This is a genomic window from Pseudoalteromonas sp. 5Ae-yellow (assembly GCF_014077565.1).
GTDB lineage: Bacteria > Pseudomonadota > Gammaproteobacteria > Enterobacterales > Alteromonadaceae > Pseudoalteromonas.
Genome location: NZ_JACGWD010000001.1, coordinates 106,114 through 126,102, shown reverse-complemented (window position 1 = coordinate 126,102; position 19,989 = coordinate 106,114). Strand labels below are relative to the sequence as shown.

At 40.8% G+C, this 19,989-nt stretch carries 17 protein-coding genes; 10 read left to right on the top strand and 7 right to left on the bottom strand.

Annotated elements, in window-relative coordinates:
* Positions 1-97: 97 nt before the first annotated feature.
* A complete protein-coding gene (locus H4J63_RS00555) occupies positions 98-301 on the top strand; it encodes a YheV family putative zinc ribbon protein (RefSeq protein ID WP_004589620.1) in 204 nt (67 codons plus the stop codon).
* Between the two features lie 32 nt (positions 302-333).
* Here the strand turns inward: H4J63_RS00555 and H4J63_RS00550 are convergent, their stop codons facing one another.
* Positions 334-549, bottom strand: coding sequence for a SlyX family protein (locus H4J63_RS00550; RefSeq protein ID WP_004335946.1), 216 nt, complete (start codon positions 547-549; stop codon positions 334-336).
* Positions 536-1,534, bottom strand: coding sequence for a WD40 repeat domain-containing protein (locus tag H4J63_RS00545; protein ID WP_182193769.1), 999 nt, complete (start codon positions 1,532-1,534; stop codon positions 536-538). Before H4J63_RS00545 ends, H4J63_RS00550 begins: the two co-directional genes overlap by 14 nt.
* A gap of 215 nt (positions 1,535-1,749) precedes the next feature.
* Here H4J63_RS00545 and fkpA point away from each other — a divergent pair, with 215 nt between their 5' ends.
* On the top strand, positions 1,750-2,496 hold the full coding sequence (gene fkpA, locus H4J63_RS00540; protein WP_024595253.1) for an FKBP-type peptidyl-prolyl cis-trans isomerase: 747 nt from the start codon (positions 1,750-1,752) through the stop codon (positions 2,494-2,496).
* A 65-nt stretch (positions 2,497-2,561) separates the two neighbouring features.
* Here the strand turns inward: fkpA and H4J63_RS00535 are convergent, their stop codons facing one another.
* Entirely contained in the window at positions 2,562-3,032 is a 471-nt protein-coding gene (locus tag H4J63_RS00535) for an Rsd/AlgQ family anti-sigma factor (protein ID WP_007582240.1), read from the bottom strand.
* 530 nt (positions 3,033-3,562) lie between these two features.
* Here H4J63_RS00535 and hemE point away from each other — a divergent pair.
* Positions 3,563-4,627 carry a uroporphyrinogen decarboxylase gene (gene hemE, locus H4J63_RS00530; RefSeq protein WP_002961084.1) on the top strand — a complete coding sequence of 355 codons (1,065 nt, stop codon included), beginning with the start codon at positions 3,563-3,565 and terminating at the stop codon, positions 4,625-4,627.
* Positions 4,628-4,733: 106 nt separating this feature from the next.
* On the opposite strand, the gene sthA is transcribed toward hemE, so the two are convergent.
* Entirely contained in the window at positions 4,734-6,164 is a 1,431-nt protein-coding gene (gene sthA / locus H4J63_RS00525; RefSeq protein ID WP_182193767.1) for a Si-specific NAD(P)(+) transhydrogenase, read from the bottom strand.
* A 13-nt stretch (positions 6,165-6,177) separates the two neighbouring features.
* Positions 6,178-7,311, bottom strand: coding sequence for a fatty acid desaturase (locus H4J63_RS00520; RefSeq protein WP_182193765.1), 1,134 nt, complete (start codon positions 7,309-7,311; stop codon positions 6,178-6,180).
* Positions 7,312-7,437: 126 nt separating this feature from the next.
* Between H4J63_RS00520 and fabR the strand changes: the two genes are divergently transcribed.
* The 5 genes from fabR to leuD all read left to right on the top strand — a co-directional run bounded on the left by fabR (position 7,438) and on the right by leuD (position 13,153).
* A complete protein-coding gene (fabR, locus tag H4J63_RS00515; protein WP_182193763.1) occupies positions 7,438-8,061 on the top strand; it encodes an HTH-type transcriptional repressor FabR in 624 nt (207 codons plus the stop codon).
* Between the two features lie 405 nt (positions 8,062-8,466).
* Positions 8,467-10,020, top strand: a complete 1,554-nt coding sequence (gene leuA / locus H4J63_RS00510; protein WP_008171909.1) for a 2-isopropylmalate synthase — start codon at positions 8,467-8,469, stop codon at positions 10,018-10,020.
* Positions 10,017-11,093, top strand: a complete 1,077-nt coding sequence (gene leuB / locus H4J63_RS00505; protein ID WP_007582207.1) for a 3-isopropylmalate dehydrogenase — start codon at positions 10,017-10,019, stop codon at positions 11,091-11,093. The genes leuA and leuB overlap by 4 nt, the downstream gene beginning before the upstream one ends.
* A gap of 60 nt (positions 11,094-11,153) precedes the next feature.
* The gene (gene leuC, locus H4J63_RS00500; protein ID WP_101217610.1) at positions 11,154-12,554 is read left to right on the top strand and encodes a 3-isopropylmalate dehydratase large subunit; all 1,401 of its coding nucleotides are present in this window, start codon (positions 11,154-11,156) and stop codon (positions 12,552-12,554) included.
* Entirely contained in the window at positions 12,554-13,153 is a 600-nt protein-coding gene (gene leuD / locus H4J63_RS00495) for a 3-isopropylmalate dehydratase small subunit (RefSeq protein WP_010555450.1), read from the top strand. The genes leuC and leuD overlap by 1 nt, the downstream gene beginning before the upstream one ends.
* A gap of 93 nt (positions 13,154-13,246) precedes the next feature.
* On the opposite strand, the gene H4J63_RS00490 is transcribed toward leuD, so the two are convergent.
* Positions 13,247-14,746, bottom strand: a complete 1,500-nt coding sequence (locus tag H4J63_RS00490; RefSeq protein WP_007582201.1) for a DUF3360 family protein — start codon at positions 14,744-14,746, stop codon at positions 13,247-13,249.
* 417 nt (positions 14,747-15,163) lie between these two features.
* Between H4J63_RS00490 and H4J63_RS00485 the strand changes: the two genes are divergently transcribed.
* Entirely contained in the window at positions 15,164-16,150 is a 987-nt protein-coding gene (locus H4J63_RS00485; protein WP_154903735.1) for a hypothetical protein, read from the top strand.
* Positions 16,151-16,236: 86 nt separating this feature from the next.
* Here the strand turns inward: H4J63_RS00485 and H4J63_RS00480 are convergent, their stop codons facing one another.
* Positions 16,237-17,862 carry an endonuclease gene (locus H4J63_RS00480; protein ID WP_182193761.1) on the bottom strand — a complete coding sequence of 542 codons (1,626 nt, stop codon included), beginning with the start codon at positions 17,860-17,862 and terminating at the stop codon, positions 16,237-16,239.
* A 303-nt stretch (positions 17,863-18,165) separates the two neighbouring features.
* Here H4J63_RS00480 and H4J63_RS00475 point away from each other — a divergent pair, with 303 nt between their 5' ends.
* A complete protein-coding gene (locus tag H4J63_RS00475; protein ID WP_182193759.1) occupies positions 18,166-19,980 on the top strand; it encodes an assimilatory sulfite reductase (NADPH) flavoprotein subunit in 1,815 nt (604 codons plus the stop codon).
* Positions 19,981-19,989 lie beyond the last annotated feature (9 nt).

The window sequence follows — 19,989 nt, the reverse complement described above, 5'->3', positions numbered from 1 at the left end:
CGCTATCATAACATAGAACTTAATGCTCTTATCAAGCGTATCAACAAGTGAAGTTATACGATAAAATAGCGGCAGTTCAAACCACAGGAAAAATGTTGTGAGACAAAAGAAGCGATTTATTGCTGGTGCATCGTGCCCTGAGTGTAAAGCCATGGATACTATGATGCTATACAGAGAACATGATGTTGAAAAAGTAGAGTGTGTTGAGTGCGGTCATAAAATGGCGCAACCCGATAACGCTGTTCAGGCGTCTACTCGCCAATTTGAACAAGTAATTGGTGTATTTAAACCGGGCGACTAACCCGGTTTTTTATTGCCTAATTTATACCAGCTTTAGTAATGCGGTGGAGGCGGCTCAGGTACTTCAGACATCATAGACGATGATGACTGCGACTCTTTAATTTTTTCTGCTAGCAGCTCTGTTTGGCGTTTCATTTTTGCTAAAAGTTGCTGATGCACTTTTATTTCATCATTTAAAACTTCAATCGTTTCGTCTTGAAAAGCCACTTTGGCTTCAAGTTCCATTAAGCGATGTTCAATTGTGTTCATTATTCTCTCGTATAATAAATCGCTCTGCGGTACCGCTGGAGCTTTCGGTTAACAACGATTTACCGTTATCTGTAAATGTCACATCTAGCACCACCGCCGATTTAGGCTTACTGCCTTCGCGCGGGGTAACCTGCCAAGTTTGAATTTTTTCGCCGCTTAGTATTTGCCATAAATCAACGCGCTTATTTGGCGAGCCGGTTGCAAGCAAAGTGCCTTGTTCGTTAAAACGCACAGCAGTAAAAATTTTCTGACGCGCAATATACTTCAGTTTACTCACAAGATCACCTGTAGTCAGCTTCCATACATTTGCTTGTGCCATACTATCGGCCGTAAACGCATAGCGACCTTGTGGATCGAGCGTTACTTGGGTAACACGCGTTGGGTGATTAAATCGATGAATTACTTGCCCTGTACGTGTATCCCAAAAGTAAGCAACATAATCGTTAGAGCCACTTAAGGCGTAGCGTCCGTTAGGAGACAGGTCAACAGTATTAACTTTATCCTGATGACCTAAAAACTCAATACGACGTCCAGTTTCTAGGTTTACAAATACGACAACGCCATCACTACGGCCGTATAAAACACTACGACCTTGATTACTAATGGCAATATCGCGAATACTGGCTTTTTGTATTTTGTAATAACCTTTATTTTTACCTGTGGTTATATCCCACACAGCAAACGTGGTTTTTTCGGCGGTAACAGCCACGCTGTTATCAAAAGCAATAGCAACGGCGTATACCAAACTGTCTTGATCTTGCTGCTGAAACCATTGGTATTTTAGTACCTGCTGTTGATTATCCCACAGGGCGACCCCATGGTTGATAGAGGAGATTAAACTGTATTTACCATCGTCTGACAGCGCTGATGAAAACGCACCTTGTGCAGCATGTTCGTAACTTACTACAGCGTGTTGTTTTTTATCGGTACAGGCGATGGCTAAAAAACAGCTAAATACGATTAAAAAAGTACGAAATATCGACATATTACAGGTATTTCCCCTTAACTCTTAGTGACTGAGAGGTTAGACTAGGACGCGTTAAATGCCTAGGTTGTTTGTCTAATCACTGGATATGTTTTTAGTTTAGCTAACAATGTGGAATTTAGTCATTAAACAAGCAGCCTATCATGTGGGCCGTTAATCTTTAACTAGTAATAATACATTAAAATGACAACTGCAAAGTGTGTCGGAGATTTAAAATGAAAAAGACGATTAGATTGTCATTGATTGCAGCGTCAGTTTTAGCGCTTACAGCTTGTAATCAAGAAGCAAAAAAAGAACAAGCTGAAGTTAAATTAGACACTGTAGAACAGCAACAAGCATACGGTATTGGTGCATCTGTAGGTAACTTTTTAAATAAAGACCTAGCAGACAAAACAGAAATTGGTATTGAACTAGACCAAGCACTTCTAATCCGTGGTTTTGAAGATGCACTTGCTGGTAATGCAAAACTTGACGAAGAAAAAATTCGCGAAGTATTAACTGAACTAGATACATCAGTGCGTACTAAGCAAGAAGAAAAAGCAAAAGTAGAGTCTGAAAAAAGCAAAGAAGCGGGTGTTAAATACCTAGCTGACAACGCTAAAAAAGAAGGCGTTACAGTAACTGAGTCTGGCCTACAGTACGAAGTACTTAGCGAAGGCGATGGCGAAAAGCCAGTAGCAACTGATGTAGTTAAAGTACACTACAAAGGTACTTTATTAGACGGTACTGAGTTTGATAGCTCATATGCACGTAACGAACCGACAACTTTCCCTCTTAACCGCGTAATTGCGGGTTGGACTGAAGGTTTACAACTTATGTCAGTGGGTTCTAAGTACAAGTTCACTATTCCTTCAGAACTTGCTTACGGCGACCGTGACTTAGGTAAGATTCCAGCTAATTCAACACTTGTATTTGAAGTTGAATTACTTGAAATTCAAAATGAAGAAGCACCAGCACAATAATAAGCTTATTGTGTAAATGCAAAAAGGGACCTTAGGTCCCTTTTTTAATGTGCGTAAATAACATATTAGTTTGCGTGATTAGAAAACAAGTTATCAATAAGCTCATCTTCAAGTGCAAAGCGTGCTTCTAATGCCTCGCCAATAACAGATAAGTCATCATCAAAGCCCTTTAACAAGTCTTCTTTGTCTACTTCAGCGTATTTATCATTAAAATCAAGCGCTATGTCGGTTGTACTAGAAATACGCGGGTAAATAGAGTTTGCTAACTCTTGGCTTTGTAAGCCCTTTTTTTCACATGCTTTTGCTATATCGTCATACACTTCAAAATGGCCTGCAGATAGGTAATCCATTAAAAGTTGGCAAAATGATTCAATTAGCTTTGGCTCTGGTAATGCCTGATCTTGCTTTTCGTACGGCGTAAAGCCTGCAATTTTGCAATAAAGTACAATAAGGTCTTGGCGTTCGTTTAGCCATTTATCAATTACTGTGTGGCTACCACCCCATTTCTGTTGAGCTTTTTCTACACGCGTCAGCATAATTATTCTCCTAGGCTGGGTTGGTTTTTAATTAAAAATATAATAACTCACTGTACATCAAGATATATTTAATTTGAGCGTATATCAACAAGTAAAGTAACCCAGTTGTGAGTTGTATCTTCTTATATTAATTAAGATGGGGGAGTTTTATTGCAGGCAAGAAAAAACCACCAGTTACGGTGGTCTAATTTCTTTCAGTGACTTGTTATAACAAGCTTTCTTATTTTTATGAGATGATTTTTATTGTTATTATTTTAAAACTTTTATTTTTATTGTTTTAAGATTTTTATTGTTGTTTTTGTTAACGCGGGACAAACAATAACAAGGTTTTTAGTATGTTGCAAACATATTAATAAAAAGTTTTAAATGTTATTCTTTTTTGCTTATTTTATAGTCAAAATGGATTAAAACACTCCATTCTATTGATCTACCTCTAGGTAAAGCTGTTTTCGTCCCTAAGCAATAGAGGGTCGGGGAATATGGTGGTACAATCTTGCACAATTTATACAAGTCTTAGGATCATTTACGCCATGAGCGAATTAAAAAACGACCGTTATTTACGTGCACTTGCAAAACAACCTGTTGATGTAACTCCGGTATGGATGATGCGCCAAGCAGGACGCTATTTACCAGAGTACCGTGCAACACGTGCACAAGCGGGCGATTTTATGAGCCTGTGCCGTAATGCAGAACTTGCATGTGAAGTAACACTGCAGCCACTACGTCGCTACCCGTTAGATGCCGCTATATTATTTAGTGATATTTTAACAATTCCAGATGCGATGGGTTTAGGCTTGTACTTTGAAACTGGCGAAGGCCCTAAGTTTGAACGTCCTATTTCATCACTTGCTGATGTTAAAAAAATTCCAAAGTTAGACCCTACAGACGAGCTTGGCTACGTAATGAACGCAGTAAGCACTATTCGTCGTGAACTTAAGGGTGAAGTACCACTTATTGGTTTTTCTGGTTCGCCTTGGACGCTAGCAACTTATATGGTTGAAGGCGGTAGCAGCAAAGTATTTGGTAAAATCAAAAAAATGGCGTTTGCAGAGCCGCAAACACTTCATTTATTACTCGATAAATTAGCTGATTCAGTTATCGATTACTTAAATGCTCAAATTAAAGCTGGCGCGCAATCGCTAATGGTATTTGACTCATGGGGTGGTGTATTAAGCCCGCGCGATTACAACGAATTTTCACTGCAATATATGCATAAAATTGTAGATGGCTTAATTCGTGAATACGATGGCCGTAAAGTACCGGTTACTTTGTTCACTAAAAATGGTGGTCAATGGATTGAAGCAATTGCAGCAACAGGTTGTGATGCAATTGGCCTTGATTGGACTATTAATATTAGCGACGCTAAGCGCCGTGTGGGTGATAAAGTAGCGCTACAAGGTAATATGGACCCGTCTATGTTACACGGTACACCAGAGCGTATTCGCCAAGAAGTAGGCACTATTTTAGAAGATTTCGGTACAGGCAATGGCCACGTGTTTAACTTAGGTCACGGTATTACACCAGATGTAGACCCTGAAAATGCCGGTGTATTCATTAATGCCGTACATGAGCTAAGTGCTAAGTACCATAAGTAATAGTGACTTAAACAAGCATTAGTGCTTGTTTAAAAATAAAAAACCCGCTTAGTGCGGGTTTTTTGTTATCTATTTATAAAGGCGTTTAAAAACCTTATTTAAGCAGTTACTTAAATAAACGATTTAAACCATTTAGCGCCGCAACACGGTAGGCTTCAGCCATAGTTGGGTAGTTAAATGTGGTATTTACAAAGTAGTCGATGTTATTGCCGCCATTTTTTTGTTCCATAATGGCTTGGCCAATGTGAACAATTTCAGACGCACGCTCACCAAAGCAATGTACGCCAAGTACTTCTTTGGTTTCGGTGTGGAATAATATTTTTAAACTACCCACTTCAGTGCCCGCAATTTGCGCACGTGCCAAATGCTTAAACTGAGCACGGCCAACTTCATAAGGTACTTTAGCGGCTGTAAGCTCTTGCTCGGTTTTACCGACTGAACTCATTTCTGGAATGGTATAAATACCAGCCGGAATATCAACAATCAGTCTGTCGTCACAGTTACCACACGCAATTGCATCAGCAGCTATACGACCTTGGTCAAACGCAGCACTTGCAAGGCTTGGGTAGCCAATTACATCACCAACAGCATAAACGTTATCAATTTCTGTTTGGTATGTTTCGTTCACTTTTAATTGGCCACGGCTATCGGCTTTTAAACCAATGGCTTCAAGGTTTAGCGTATCAGTGTTACCAGTACGGCCATTAGCAAATAAAATACAGTCAGCTTTTACGCGTTTACCCGATTTTAAATGCATAATAACGCAGTCGTCACGGGTCTCTATTCGATCAAATTCTTCATTATGACGAATAACAATACCGCTGTTCCAAAAGTGATAGCTAAGCGCGTCAGATATTTCAGCATCCATAAAAGCAAGCAGGCGGTCGCGTGTATTAACTAAATCAACTTTAGCGCCTAAGCCTTTAAATATAGAAGCATACTCACAACCAATAACACCTGCGCCATAAATAAGTACGCGATGAGGGTCGTGTTCAAGGCCTAGTATCGTGTCGCTTTCGTAAATACGAGAATGCGTAAAATCGACTTCAGGTGGGCGGTAAGGGCGTGAACCCGTCGCTATAACAATTGTTTTAGCGGTTAGTCGCTCAGTTGAGCCATCATTTCTTTTTATTTCAATTGTGTGCTTATCTACAAAGCTCGCATCACCTTGAAACATATGAATGCGGTTGCGATCGTAAAAGCTGCTACGTAAATTAGATTGCTTAGAAATAACCGAACTAGCATGACGTAAAATATCAGGAAATGTTAAGCGGCTAGGACGCTCGCCAACATTAAATAACGGGTTTGCTTTGTATTCAATATAACGGCTAACAGAGTGGCGAAGCGCTTTTGAAGGAATTGTTCCCCAATGTACACAACCGCCACCAACAGCTTCTTGGCGTTCAATAACCGCTACTTTTTTGTCATTTTTTGAAAGGTTCATGGCGGTACCTTCACCGCCAGGACCCGTGCCAATAATTATTGCATCATATTGGTATGTCACGGGTACTTTTTTTTGTTCTGGTTGTTTGGCCACTGCCACTCCTAAATTAATTAAAAGAGGCTTTTAATAACCTCGCATTAAGTGCTAGCCATGCCTGTTTTTGATTTTCCCAGGCGGCTTCCAACTCATGGTATTGTGCCATTAATGCTGAGCGTTCACACTGCTTTGCCATGTTATTTTTTTTAACTTCTAACACTTGTTTTTGTAGTGAACAATAATTTTGCAGTTTTTTCAGCAGTAAATCGTACTCTTGTTGTAATAATGTAATCTTATCTTGTGCTAAAGGCAATTTTGCAAGACGCGTTTGCGTTTTACCCATTAGCGTTTCGGCCTTTGCTTTTTCGATACGTTCAACAGGTGTACGCTTTAGTTTATTGGCTAAACCAACAGCTGCTAAAGAGCGGATCATCCATTTTGTTGGATCGTAATGAAACCATTTAATACCGTTACGGTAGTCGCTTGCAAAAATATGATGGAAGTTGTGATACCCCTCACCGTATGTAAATAACGCTAAAAAGCCGTTATCGCGTGCCGTATTTTTTTCAGTGTATGGGCGAGAACCCCAAATATGTGCAACCGAATTTATAAAAAAGGTAAAGTGTTGGCTTAGTACTAAGCGTAGTAAACCTGCAAGAATTAACATACCCCACACATCACCAACTAATAAACCAAGTGCAAGAGGCAAACCTACGTTCATGGCAATAGCTAGTTTTAAGTAGTGCTTATGTTGCCACATAACGACTTTATTTCGTTGTAAATCACGACAATTACTATAGTCGTTGTAGCTATCGCCTTGGTAGTCACGTAACATCCAGCCGATATGGCTATACCAAAAACCATTGGTAGCCGCGTAAGGGTCTTTTATTGGGTCGTCAACTTGGCCGTGATGTATACGGTGATCGCTACTCCAGTGCAAAGCACTGTTTTGTAGTGCAAAAGCACCGCCAAGCGCAAAAATAAATTCAACAGCTGGGTGTGCGTTATAGGTTTTATGTGCCCATAATCGGTGGTAACCGGCAGTAATAGATAAGCCCGCATAAAACATGCAGCCTACAAAAGCAATCCAATGCGCGCTGGTAAATCCGTAGCTAATAGCGTACCAAGGTACAAGGGTGGCAGCCGCCAAAAAGGTTAGGCTAAAAAACAGGACGTTTGTCCAAATAATCGGTGGTTTATTCATAATTCTCAATCTCAGCGTACAACTGTAAGCTAAAATAGTATTTCAAACTCTTGGCGTCAAGTATTAGACTGTACAATTGAGCTAATATCACTAAATATTCATATAAAATAATTCAGGGAGCTGTTGATGTCGGGTGTTAGAGCGCAACAGAAACAAAAAACACGGCAGGCGTTAATTCAAGCGGCATTTAATCAGCTGAGTGCTGATCATAGTTTTTCGAATTTAAGTTTACGCGAAGTAGCACGAGAAGCCGGTATTGCCCCTACTTCTTTTTATCGTCATTTTAAAGACATGGATGAGCTAGGTTTAACCATGGTAGACGAAGCAGGTTTGACTCTTCGCCAACTAATGCGTCAAGCACGTAGGCGCATAGCAAACGATGGCGGCAGTGTTATAAACACCTCAGTGGTTACGTTTATGGAGTTTATTGATAACTCAAGTAACCAATTTAGGTTGTTGCTGCGAGAACGCTCTGGTACGTCTAAAGCATTTAGAGCCGCAGTAGCGCGCGAGGTAAAACATTTTATTTTAGAGCTGGCTCATTATTTAGAAAGCGAAACCAAATGTAACTCCATGCATGCCTATATTCAGGCGGAATCTATGGTCACTCTGGTATTTAATGCCGGTGCAGAAGCACTCGACATAGAAGGGCTACAACGCGACGAATTGATTGAGCGCGTTATTTGGCAGCTGCGTTATATTACTCGAGGAGCCGGGCATTACGTAAGAGAAACGAATAAAGAAGCATAGCTTAAAAAAATTGCAAAAAGTTAATATAAGCACGGTATATTGCAGTGCTTATTAATTTAAGCGCCACTAGTTACGTATTTGTTATTTTAATTCTTCACAGTCACCTTGTTTGAATTAAAAAACCCAATTGAATCGTTTTTAAATCTGTTTTGTGGAATTTTTATGCTTGCTTCCGTCGCTTTGTAATGTTAAAAATAGGCTTCACTGAACACACACACAAGAAAACAAGATGCATATTATTCGTTTAATTACACTAAAACTTAACCTCTTACTGCTATGGCAAGTAAGCGGGGATTAGTGTGTTTGCATCGAGTTGAACACTAAAAACCCCGCAATTGCGGGGTTTTTTTTATCTCGCGGCTGGGATTAATTGAAATTTGGGTAACATAGGAATGAGGGGCAGTTATGCAAGAGCAAGATAAAGTATGGATTTTTGATACCACCTTACGTGATGGCGAACAGGCGCTTAAAGCAAGCCTTACTGAAGATGATAAAATTCAATTAGCGCATACAATTAGCCGCTTGAATGTGGATGTGATGGAAGTGGGTTTTCCGGTTTCGAGCCCTGCTGATTTTCGCTCGGTGCAACGTATTGCAACCGAAGTAAAAGGCCCGATTATTTGTGGTTTAGCGCGCTCAGTTGCTAAAGACATTGAAGCCTGTGGCGAAGCACTTCGTACAGCTCAGCAAAGCCGTATTCATACTTTTATTGCTACAAGCCCTTTGCACCTTGAACATAAATTGCGTATGAGCCTAGATGATGCAACGGCAATGGCGGTTAAATCAATTAAATTAGCGCGTAACTACACAGACGATGTTGAGTTTTCGTGTGAAGATGCCGGTCGTACGCCGCATTGGGATTTATGTAAAATTGTTGAGCAGGCAATTAATGCCGGAGCTTCAACTATTAACTTGCCAGATACCGTTGGTTTTGTAACGCCAGACGAATACGCCGCGATGATCCGCCATTTAATGAATAACGTGCCAAATATTGATAAAGCGCGTTTAAGTGTGCATTGCCACAACGATTTAGGTTTAGCCGTAGCAAACTCGGTGGCTGCAGTGCAAGCCGGAGCACGTCAAATTGAGTGTACTATTAATGGCATTGGTGAGCGTGCTGGTAACTGCTCACTTGAAGAAGTGGCGATGATCATGAAAATGCGCCACGACCACTTAAAAGTATACACAGATATTAAAAGTGAAGAAATTTACCGCGCATCTCGCCAAGTGGCTAAAATTTGTAATATGCCAGTACAGCCAAATAAAGCGATTGTTGGCGAAAACGCCTTTGCACACAGCTCTGGCATTCACCAAGACGGTGTATTAAAAGCGCAAAATACTTATGAGATTATGTCGCCAGAAAGCGTGGGTGTGCCAAGCAACCAATTAAATATGACTTCGCGTTCGGGTCGTCATGTTATTGAGCATCGCCTAGAAGAATTAGGCTATCAAAAATCTGATTACGATATGGATGGCTTATATAAAAGCTTTATCGAATTGGCTGACCAAAAAGGCACAGTATACGATTACGACCTTGAGGCGATGATTTACTTTAATCAAATTAACGACAAAGACGAAAAATACCAATTAGAATTTGTTAACTCAGCCTCTAACTCACAATCGGTAGCAAGCTCTACTATTGGAATGCGCATTGATGGCGAAGCTAAACAAGAAGCCGCGACAGGTAATGGCCCAGTTGAAGCTTCGTTTGCAGCTATTGAGCGCTTAACCGGTATGAGCGTTGAAATGATTGAATATAACTTAGAAGCGACAGGCCAAGGCGCAAGCTCATTAGGCCAAGTAAATATTATAGCTAAATACGATGGCCGACCTTACCACGGTGCGGGCATTGCAGCGGATGTGGTTGAAGCGTCGGTACGCGCCATGATCCGTGTTTATAACTTAATTTATCGTGCACAAAAAGTGTCTGATTTAAAACAACAAAGGAAAGCAGGATGAGTAAAACAAACTACAGCGTTGCGGTATTAGCTGGCGACGGTATTGGTCCAGAAGTAATGGCAGCAGCAGAGCAAGTACTTGATGCTGTGAGCAATAAGTTTGGTTTTACCCTAAACCGCGAGCATTATGCAATTGGCGGCGCAGCCATTGACGAATTTGGTAAAGCATTACCAGAGAGTACACTTACTGCGTGTGAAAATTCAGACGCTATTTTATTTGGTTCGGTAGGCGGTCCTAAATGGGAAAACTTACCACCAAACGAGCAGCCTGAGCGCGCATCGTTATTGCCGCTTCGTAAGCACTTTGGTTTGTTTTGTAATTTACGCCCTGCACAGTTATTACCTGCATTAAGTGCAGCGTCGCCACTTCGCGCTGATATCAGCGAAAAAGGGTTTGATATTTTATGTGTGCGCGAACTAACTGGCGGCATTTACTTTGGTGAAAAAGGCCGCAGTGGTGAAGGCGCAGAAGAGTTTGCATTTGATACGCAAACATACTCACGAAAAGAAATTGAACGTATTGCACGCTTTGCTTTTGAAGCTGCAAAACTACGTAGTAACCATGTTACCTCTGTTGATAAAGCAAACGTATTAGCATCAAGCGTATTATGGCGCGAAGTAGTAACCGAAGTAAGCAAAGACTACCCAGAAGTAAGCTTAGATTACATTTACGTAGATAACGCCGCTATGCAGTTAGTTAAGCAGCCTAGCCAATTTGATGTATTACTTTGCGATAACTTATTTGGCGATATTTTGTCAGATGAGTGCGCCATGATCACAGGTTCAATGGGCTTATTACCATCGGCAAGTTTGAATCAATCAGGTTTTGGATTGTACGAGCCAGCAGGCGGTTCAGCACCAGATATTGCAGGTAAAGGCGTTGCAAACCCAATAGCACAAATTTTAAGTGCCGCATTAATGCTACGTTACTCGCTAGGGCAAGACGAAGCTGCTCGCACGATTGAAAAAGCAGTAGCAGAAGCCGTAGAAGCAGGCGTTGGCACACCAGATATATATCCAAATGCAGGTTACAGCACAAGCGATGTGGCAGCAGCCATCGTTTCACGCATTTAATAACATATTAAAGTTGCAGCACCGTTATGCTGCAACTCAAACTGATTAGGGAATTAGCAAGTGGCCCAAACGTTATACGAAAAAATTTGGCAATCACATACCGTTGCCAGCATAAACGAGCAAACCGACTTACTTTATATTGACCGCCATTTAGTGCATGAAGTTACTTCTCCGCAGGCTTTTGCTGGTCTACGTGAAAAAAACCGTACTGTACGTTGCCCAGAAAAAACCTTTGCAACGATGGATCATAACGTATCGACTAAAAGCCGATCACTTGATGCCGCAAGCGAAGTATCTAAAAACCAATTAATGGCGCTTGATAAAAACTGTAAAGAGTTTGGTATTGTGCTTTACGATTTAAACTCAATTAATCAAGGTATTGTGCACGTAATGGGCCCAGAGCAAGGGATTACTTTGCCTGGCACAACCATTGTATGTGGCGATAGCCATACCTCTACGCATGGTGCGTTTGGCGCATTAGCGCATGGTATTGGTACGTCTGAGGTTGAGCACGTATTAGCAACGCAAACGCTACAGCAAAAAAAGGCGAAATCGTTAAAAATTCAAATTAACGGTGTATTGCGTCCAACGGTTACGGCTAAAGATTTAATTATGGCGGTAATTGGCAAGTTAGGTACCGCTGGTGGCACAGGTTATGTAGCAGAGTTTTGTGGTGCAGGCATTGAAGCACTTTCAATGGAAGCCCGTATGACGCTATGTAATATGAGCATAGAAATGGGTGCAAAAGCGGGTTTGATTGCATCTGACCAAATTACTTATGATTACCTAAAAGGTCGTCCGTTTGCACCTAAAGGCGCAGATTTTGATGCAGCCGTTGAATATTGGGAAACTTTAAAAACGGATGAAGGCGCACACTTTGATTTAGTTGTTGAGCTAAATGCCGACGACATTCAGCCACAAATTACCTGGGGCACAAGCCCAGAGCAAGTAATTGGTGTTGATGAGTGCATACCCGATCCAGACCAAGAACCTGATTTAATTAAAGCGGACGCTATTCGCAGCGCGCTTAAATACATGGATTTAAAAGCGGGCGATAAATTATCAAGCGCGAAAGTAGACACGGTATTTATTGGCTCATGTACAAATAGCCGCATTGAAGACTTGCGCGCTGCTGCAAAAATTGTTGAAGGCAAACATGTTGTTGCCGGCATAGAGGCGTTAATTGTACCGGGCTCTGGCTTAGTTAAAAAACAAGCCGAAGACGAAGGCTTAGCCGATATTTTTAAAGCCGCTGGCTTTGAATGGCGCGAACCGGGTTGTTCTATGTGTTTAGCGATGAACGATGACCGCCTAGGAGCAGGCAAGCGTTGTGCATCTACTTCTAACCGTAACTTTGAAGGTCGCCAAGGTCGTGGCGGGCGTACTCATTTAGTTAGCCCTGCAATGGCCGCAGCTGCTGCAATACATGGTCACTTTGTTGATATTAGAGGAGAAGCCTAATGAGCGTATTTTTTAGTGGCTTAATGGCCCCACTTGATAAAAACAATGTAGATACTGACCAAATTATCCCTAAGCAGTTTTTAACATCAACTAGCCGCGAAGGCTTTGATGCGGCATTGTTTTATGATTGGCGTTACCTAGATAACGACGAGCCAAACCCTGACTTTATTTTAAACCGCCCATGCTACCAAGGCGCGCAAATATTATTAACGCGCGACAACTTTGGTTGTGGCTCATCTCGTGAGCACGCGCCATGGGCGCTGAAGCAATATGGTTTTGAAGTGATTTTAGCTGAAAGCTTTGCAGATATTTTCTTTAATAACTGTGGTAACAACCAAATGTTAGCCATAGCGCTACCTGCCGATACGCTTGAGCAATTGTTTGTACTTAGCGAGCAGCACGACGATATTAACATTGAAATCGACCTTGAAAATCAAACACTAACAAGCAGTAAGTTTGCACCAATTAGTTTTGATATTAGTAAAGAGGTAAAAGAACGTTTGTTAAGTGGTTTAGACTTTATTGGTGTAACCGAAACGCTAAACCCACAAATTGATGCGTTTGAAAAACAACTAGCGACTGAGCGTTCTTGGCAGTAATTGCTTAACCGTGTGTATTAAAAATCACGTATTAAAAAGCACGGCAATTGCCGTGCTTTTTTGTGGGTAAATATGAGATGTGGTAGCTAAAGGTTAATGCCTAAAGTCAGCCATTAACGCCGGTATACCAGGTAACATACCTACAATTGCCATTACAGTGGTAAGTAACACAAACATAATAAGTGGAATCACCCAGCGGCTCATTTTAGTTAACTCAGCGCTGCGCTCTTTACAGCCAATCAGCCCTAAGTTATCAAGTAGCATAGTAAGTGACCAACCAAAAGCAGGATTAACTAAGGTCGAAGCAAATACCACAATAGCGGCTGATTGCGTCGTTTTACCTTCGCGCGTCATTTCCATGCCAGCTTCAAGTAGCGGGATAAACACACCAACAATAAGCGCTACACACAATACAGGCTGCCAAATTGCTAAATCCATAGGGTAACCCCATAAACCAGCAATAATACAAAATAATGCAGTTAAAATAGCGCCAGCAGGGATAGGGCGTTTAGCAATAGCGGCAGGCACAATATAAGTACCCCAAGAGGAGGCAAAGTTAGCACCACCGGCAAGTGAGCCGAATGTTTGTCTAACCGATGCACTTAGCATGGTGTCGTCGATATTCATTTGTACTTTTTCAGTGCGTTGCGGATAACTTATTTTTTGAAATACTTGATGGCCTAAAAAATCAGGAGACCACATAGCAACGGCGAGCACTGCAAATGGGAGTACAACAACAAAGCTTTCAAGCGTTGGTAAACCTAGCATCCAACCCGTGTTTTCGCCCCACCAGTAAGCTGGGTTCATATTTGGTAAACCCGGTGCAGTATGAAACTCAAACGGTGCGCCTAAGGCAAAGGCAACCACGCCACCAATAAGGCAACTTAACGGCACGGCTAACCAACGCTTTTTAAAGTGCTCTAATAGCGCATACAATAAAATGGTGGCTAAAATAACAATAAACGCAATGTGTGCCATATCAATGGCTTCAGCCCAAGCAAACAGCTTTTTAACTTGCGAAATAGTACCAATAAAGCCTAAATAAATAAGTAGCCCGCCACATACACCTTTACTGGTTAGGCGCGCGAGCATACTTCCTCCCTTGGTTATGGCTAAAATAAAACCAAAGGCACCAATGAGTAAGCCAAACGCCATAGGGTGACCGCCAGCAGCAACAACAATAGGAATTAACGGAATAAGCGGGCCGTGAGTACCAGCCAAGTTGGCTGTTGGTAAAATAAAGCCTGAGAATAAGATGATAAAAATAGAAACAATGAGTAATTCGTAACGTACATTTTCTAAAACAAATGCATCGCTTAAACCAAGAGGCGCCGCAAAGGTTGCTGCAATAGCCCCCACCATAACGACTTTACCAATAGTGCCCGCCATTGCAGGTATAGTGTCTTCAAATTCAAATCGGTAATCTCTAAACGGTAAATTAGGACGCCAGCGCTTAGGCTGCATAATTTGTAATTCATGTTCGAGGTACTCGTCGCGAGTATTAAACTCTGAACTCGGCTTGTGAAGTTGCTCGTAGCTTTGAGCATCTTTGTGCGTGTTTGATGGTGCATCACCGGGTGGTGTAGTTTGCATGCGTTCTCCTGCAACATTGTTGCTTAATCAAATAAATACGGCTTTGTTAAAGCAAATGAATATTGAACATGCAGGGTAAATCAGCTCTTAGGCTGGGATGTATAGGCAAAAGGTCGTGTATGGTTGTTTTTAATACAGTTAATCTGACAGTCAGCTTTACGTTAGAAATTATAAAACTATACAAAATGATTTAAAGTTATTATAAATCAATTGCTTGTTTTTTATTTTAAGGAGTTTGATTACTGTTTATAGCGGGGAGTAGTGTTAATGGCAGGTTATTATCCTTTAGTCTTAGTGGCTGTAAAAGCCGCTTTGTTTGAAAAGCTTATTGGTAGCAGCCGTTAATTTCGTTTTATTTGTGGTGAAATAATACTTCTGTTACTTTCGGATTGTTAATAACAACAATAAAGAATAGAGATGCAACTCAAATCCCCTAAATCAATTGGTATTTTACTTGGTACGCTTTACGGCATATTTATGCGGCTGTTTGTAGAGCTAGTCAATGCTTATAATTTAGGTAGCTTAGTCTCTATATCATTTATGTTTTTAGTGCCTGTTGCTATTGGCTATATTCGTATTCACTTTGAGTACAACGAATCAAAAGCATTAACTAAAAGGCAAATGGTGACGATTGCTTGGCAGCCTATTTTTGTTTTTTTATTTGTAAGTGTAATTACTTTACTTGAAGGCAGTATTTGTGTGGCCATGGCATTACCTGCCTTTATGCTCTTTGCAAGTATTGGCGGTTTACTGGCAGGCTTTATTAATAATCGTCAAACAAAAAATGCTAACCGTTCTTTACTTTCAATTGCTTTGCTTCCTGTATTACTTTCACCTATTGAAGTTAATTTTTTAAATTTATCAAAAACGTACGAAGTCACCAACTCTATGGTTATTGAAGCACCTATAAATCGTGTATGGCAGCAGCTTGCAAATGTAAGCACAATAGAGCCACAAGAGTTGCCATTTTCGCTTACCCAATTAATAGGTGTACCTAAACCTTTAGAGGCAAATATGAATGCTACGGGTGTTGGGGCAATTAGAACGAGTAAATGGCAAAAAGGAGTTGTATTTAAAGAGGTAATTACTGATTGGCAACCAAACAAAAAAATGCTTTATAGATTTGACATAGACCCTGATGCTATCCCCGATGACGCACTCGATAAACACGTGAAACTTGGCGGTGAATACTTTTCTCCACTTTATGGGGGCTATCAGCTAAGTGAAGATAAAAGCGGCAATACAATTCTAACGTTAACAACTACCGTTCAAGATAATACAAACTTTGGTATTTATTCGCGAATATGGGGAGAGGTGATATTTCAAGATTTTCATCATTCACTTTTAACGTTGATGAAAAACAGAGCTGAAAAGTCACTTATCGCAATTGTTTCTTATAACTAGCTTAAACCATCATATCTCTAAAAATATTACACGTTAAAAGGTAAAGCCTTTGCAATTGCAAAGGCTTATGTTTTAACAGCTAACTTTTACCAAATCATTTCTACAAATTCAGGGTGGTCGATATACGGGTTACGATTACCTTGAAATTCAAACGCTGCTTGGTTACGGTCAAGTTCCATTTGGCTTACAGGATCGCTGTTATGCCAGTTAAGCAGCATGGCTACGACCCAGCTTTCAAACACTTTGTTGCTTGAACCATCAAGCACTGCATTACTTGAGGTCGTTTTGGTTTGCCAAGTGCCTATTACATTTTCGTAGCGCGTTGCCATGTAAAAATAAGCGCGAGCAAAGTCACCTTTAAATTCGTCAATTGGCTCAAACACAGTACCAGAGTAATTTAATGAACTTGCTGCAGAACCTAATTTACTTCCGTTAGTTGATGTAAATGAAGCGCTTGCTACTTCACCAAATGGGAAATTACTACGTTTTGAGTTTACATAACCGTCGGTTGCGTAAATATGATGCACATCTGAGTTCATTGGCTCAATAGTGCCGCCAAACCAGCTTTTAGGGAATGAATGCTCACGGTTGTAACAGTCGCCTTCTCCACTATAGTTACCACATTGATCGCTCACAGCAGTATAATTGTAGCTATCTGAACCGTTTGGTTTTTCACTATACATATCTAAAATGCTGTTATCGTTTTCAAAGTATTTATCACGTGCTGATGAGTCGTAAAAATTCCAAATAGCCAAGTAACCCTGTGCATTATGATCTTTAATAATATTATAAAGCTCAGTTTTTAGTGTATAACCCGATAACCCTTGAGCAGTAACATAGTAGCCTGTGGGTGTTGGATTAGTCCCGCCGCCATCACCAGAGCCACCGCCTAAAGTAAATGCTGTACTGTCGGTGTTACTAAAACTTGCACCACTTGCAAGTGTGGTAGAGCCTTGCTTAAGTGCATAACTGCCACTACCTGTTGAGCAACACATACCATCGCCGTAGCTGTCGCTAATAACTAGTGCGTATGTACCATCAGTTAGGCATATTTGTTCATCATATTGTGTGTTTGATGCGTAACCACTGCCGTTAGCGATTGCGCTACCTTGATTGTTATTTACGGCCCAGCTAGTTTCGCTACCGTAATTATCGGTATTAAGCGTTAGGGTAAGGCTATTGTCGGTACAACTTGTTGATGCGCTGCCATCAGCGTTTGGTAAAAAGTTATCTACGTATACGGTTTCGCTGCCATCAAATCCACTTACATCGTAAAACCTAAGTCCAACACTAATTGTTTTATCACTGCTTGCTGTATAGCTATGGCTAACTGTTTGCCATTGGTTAGTTTGTGCCTGATTTGAATAGCCTTGGTAGCCGTCTACATATAAGCGCGCCTTAACTTTACCTTCGGTATGGTAAACATCAGCCGAAAAGTTATAGGTTTTACCTGCTTCTACAGTAACTTGTTGTAATAAATCGGTGTTACTTTGCGACCCTGTAGTTACATTTACAGCAGCAGAGCTACTGCCACTTTTAACTGTGCTGGTGGATCGTGAAAGGCTAATTCCGCCATCTATTGTTGTCCATGCATCAGGTGTATTACCTGACCATTGCTCAAAGCCGCCATTAGTTACATTGGCCATTACAGGTAATGAGCCCAGTAACAAAGCGGTACTAATTAATTTGTTTTTATATTTCCCGTGTAACATGATTGTTCCTATTTTTACTTTGAAAGTAAAATATACCCTACATTAGTTTGGTTACAAAATTGTTAATTTAAAATGCAGTAAAAGGCAACAATTACTCTTTAAACTGTTTTTGAAGGTATTTTTATAAATTAATAACTAAATGGAATATCAAAGCAGATTCTATTCTTTTTTTATCTATGCTTAGCCCGTTATCCTGCATACTTAGAAAACCTCAACAGATACACTCTGGATGAGGTAAAACTCATTTTTAACAATACACAAAGTGTGTTGTGTTTAATTTTCAGGGTTATGGGGAATCGATTCATGTTGTTAGGTCAACTAAATGCTGCGGCAAGCCCGCTATCGCAAGATCAAGTACAAAAGCTGCAAGGTTTAGTGGCTGAGCTTAATCCAATTCAACAAGCATGGGTAAGTGGTTACTTAGCCGCTAATGCTAACTCAGCTGCATTAGGTGCTCCCACTGCTGGCGTACCGGCTGCAGGAGATGCTGCAGCGCTAACTATTTTATATGGTTCGCAAACGGGTAACGCAAAAGGCGTAGCAAGCAAAATGAAAGAGCAGGCTGAGTCGCGCGGCTTAGCGGTTAAATTGGTTAGCATGTCAGATTACAAACCAACAGCCCTGAAAAAAGAAAAGTTTTTAACCATCGTTGTATCTACTTACGGTGAAGGTGAGCCACCAGAAGACGCAGAAACACTCTATGAATTTTTAGCAACTAAAAAAGCACCAAAACTAGACGATGTAAAAATAGCCGTTATTGGTTTGGGTGATTCTAGCTATGAGTTTTTCTGCCAAACAGCAAAAGACTTTGAAGAGCGTTTAAATAAACTAGGTGCACAGACCATATATCAACGTGCTGATTTAGATGTAGATTATGAAGAAGAAGCTGCAACATGGATTGCGGGCGCAATTGACGCATTCGAACCTGATTTAAAAGCGCAACAAGAGGCCGCTGGTGGTCAAGTTGTATCAATGCCATTTGGCGCTCCAACCTCTGCAGCAAGCCAATATACAAAACAAAATCCATTTGAAGCAGAGCTATTAACTGTTCAAAAAATTACCGGTCGCGACTCGACTAAAGATGTACGCCACGTTGAAATTTCGCTTGAAGGTTCTGACATTACTTACACGCCAGGTGATTCATTAGGTGTGTACTTTTTAAATGACGATGTATTAGTTGATGAAGTACTTACACTTACTCAAATTGATGCAACAAGCATTGTAAAAGTAGGTGATGAAGAGCTAAGCGTACGCGATGCACTTATTGAAAAACTAGAGCTGACTCAGTCATACCCTGGTTTTGTAGAAAAATATGCAACTGCTACGGGCACGCCAGAGCTGCTTAAACTAGTTGAAGATAAAACGGCAATGCGCGCATACATTGAGCCTCGTCAAATATATGATGTGATTCGCCAAAACCCAGCAAAGCTTGATGCGCAAACATTAGTAGATTGCTTACGTAAACTACAAGCTCGTTTGTACTCAATTGCATCTAGCCAAAGCGAAGTTGAAGACGAAGTACATTTAACACTAGGTCTAGTGCAGTTTGATGCATTTGATAGCGAGCATTTAGGTGGCTGTACTGGTTACTTAACTCGTCGTGCTGAAGAAGGTTGTAAAGTTAAAGTATTTAGCGAACACAACGATAATTTCCGCCTACCTACTAACGATGATACACCTGTGATCATGGTTGGCCCAGGTACCGGTATTGCGCCGTTCCGTGCATTTTTACAAGAACGTGATTCGCGTGAAGCGCAAGGCAAAAACTGGTTGTTTTTTGGTAACCCACATTTTACTCAAGATTTTTTATACCAAGTAGAAATACAGGGTTATTTAAAATCGGGTTTACTCAACAAAGTAGATGTTGCATTTAGCCGCGACCAAGCCGAAAAAGTATACGTACAAGACAAATTACGCAGTAACAGTAAAGACGTGTTTGAATGGTTAGAAGCTGGCGCTCACTTTTATATTTGTGGCGATGCAAATCGTATGGCAAAAGATGTACACAACGCCTTGCTTGATATCGTTAAAGAAAACACAGGTAAGAGTAACGAAGACGCAGAGCAATACTTAAAAGATTTGCGTAGCGCAAACCGCTATCAGAAAGACGTGTATTAATCACGTTTC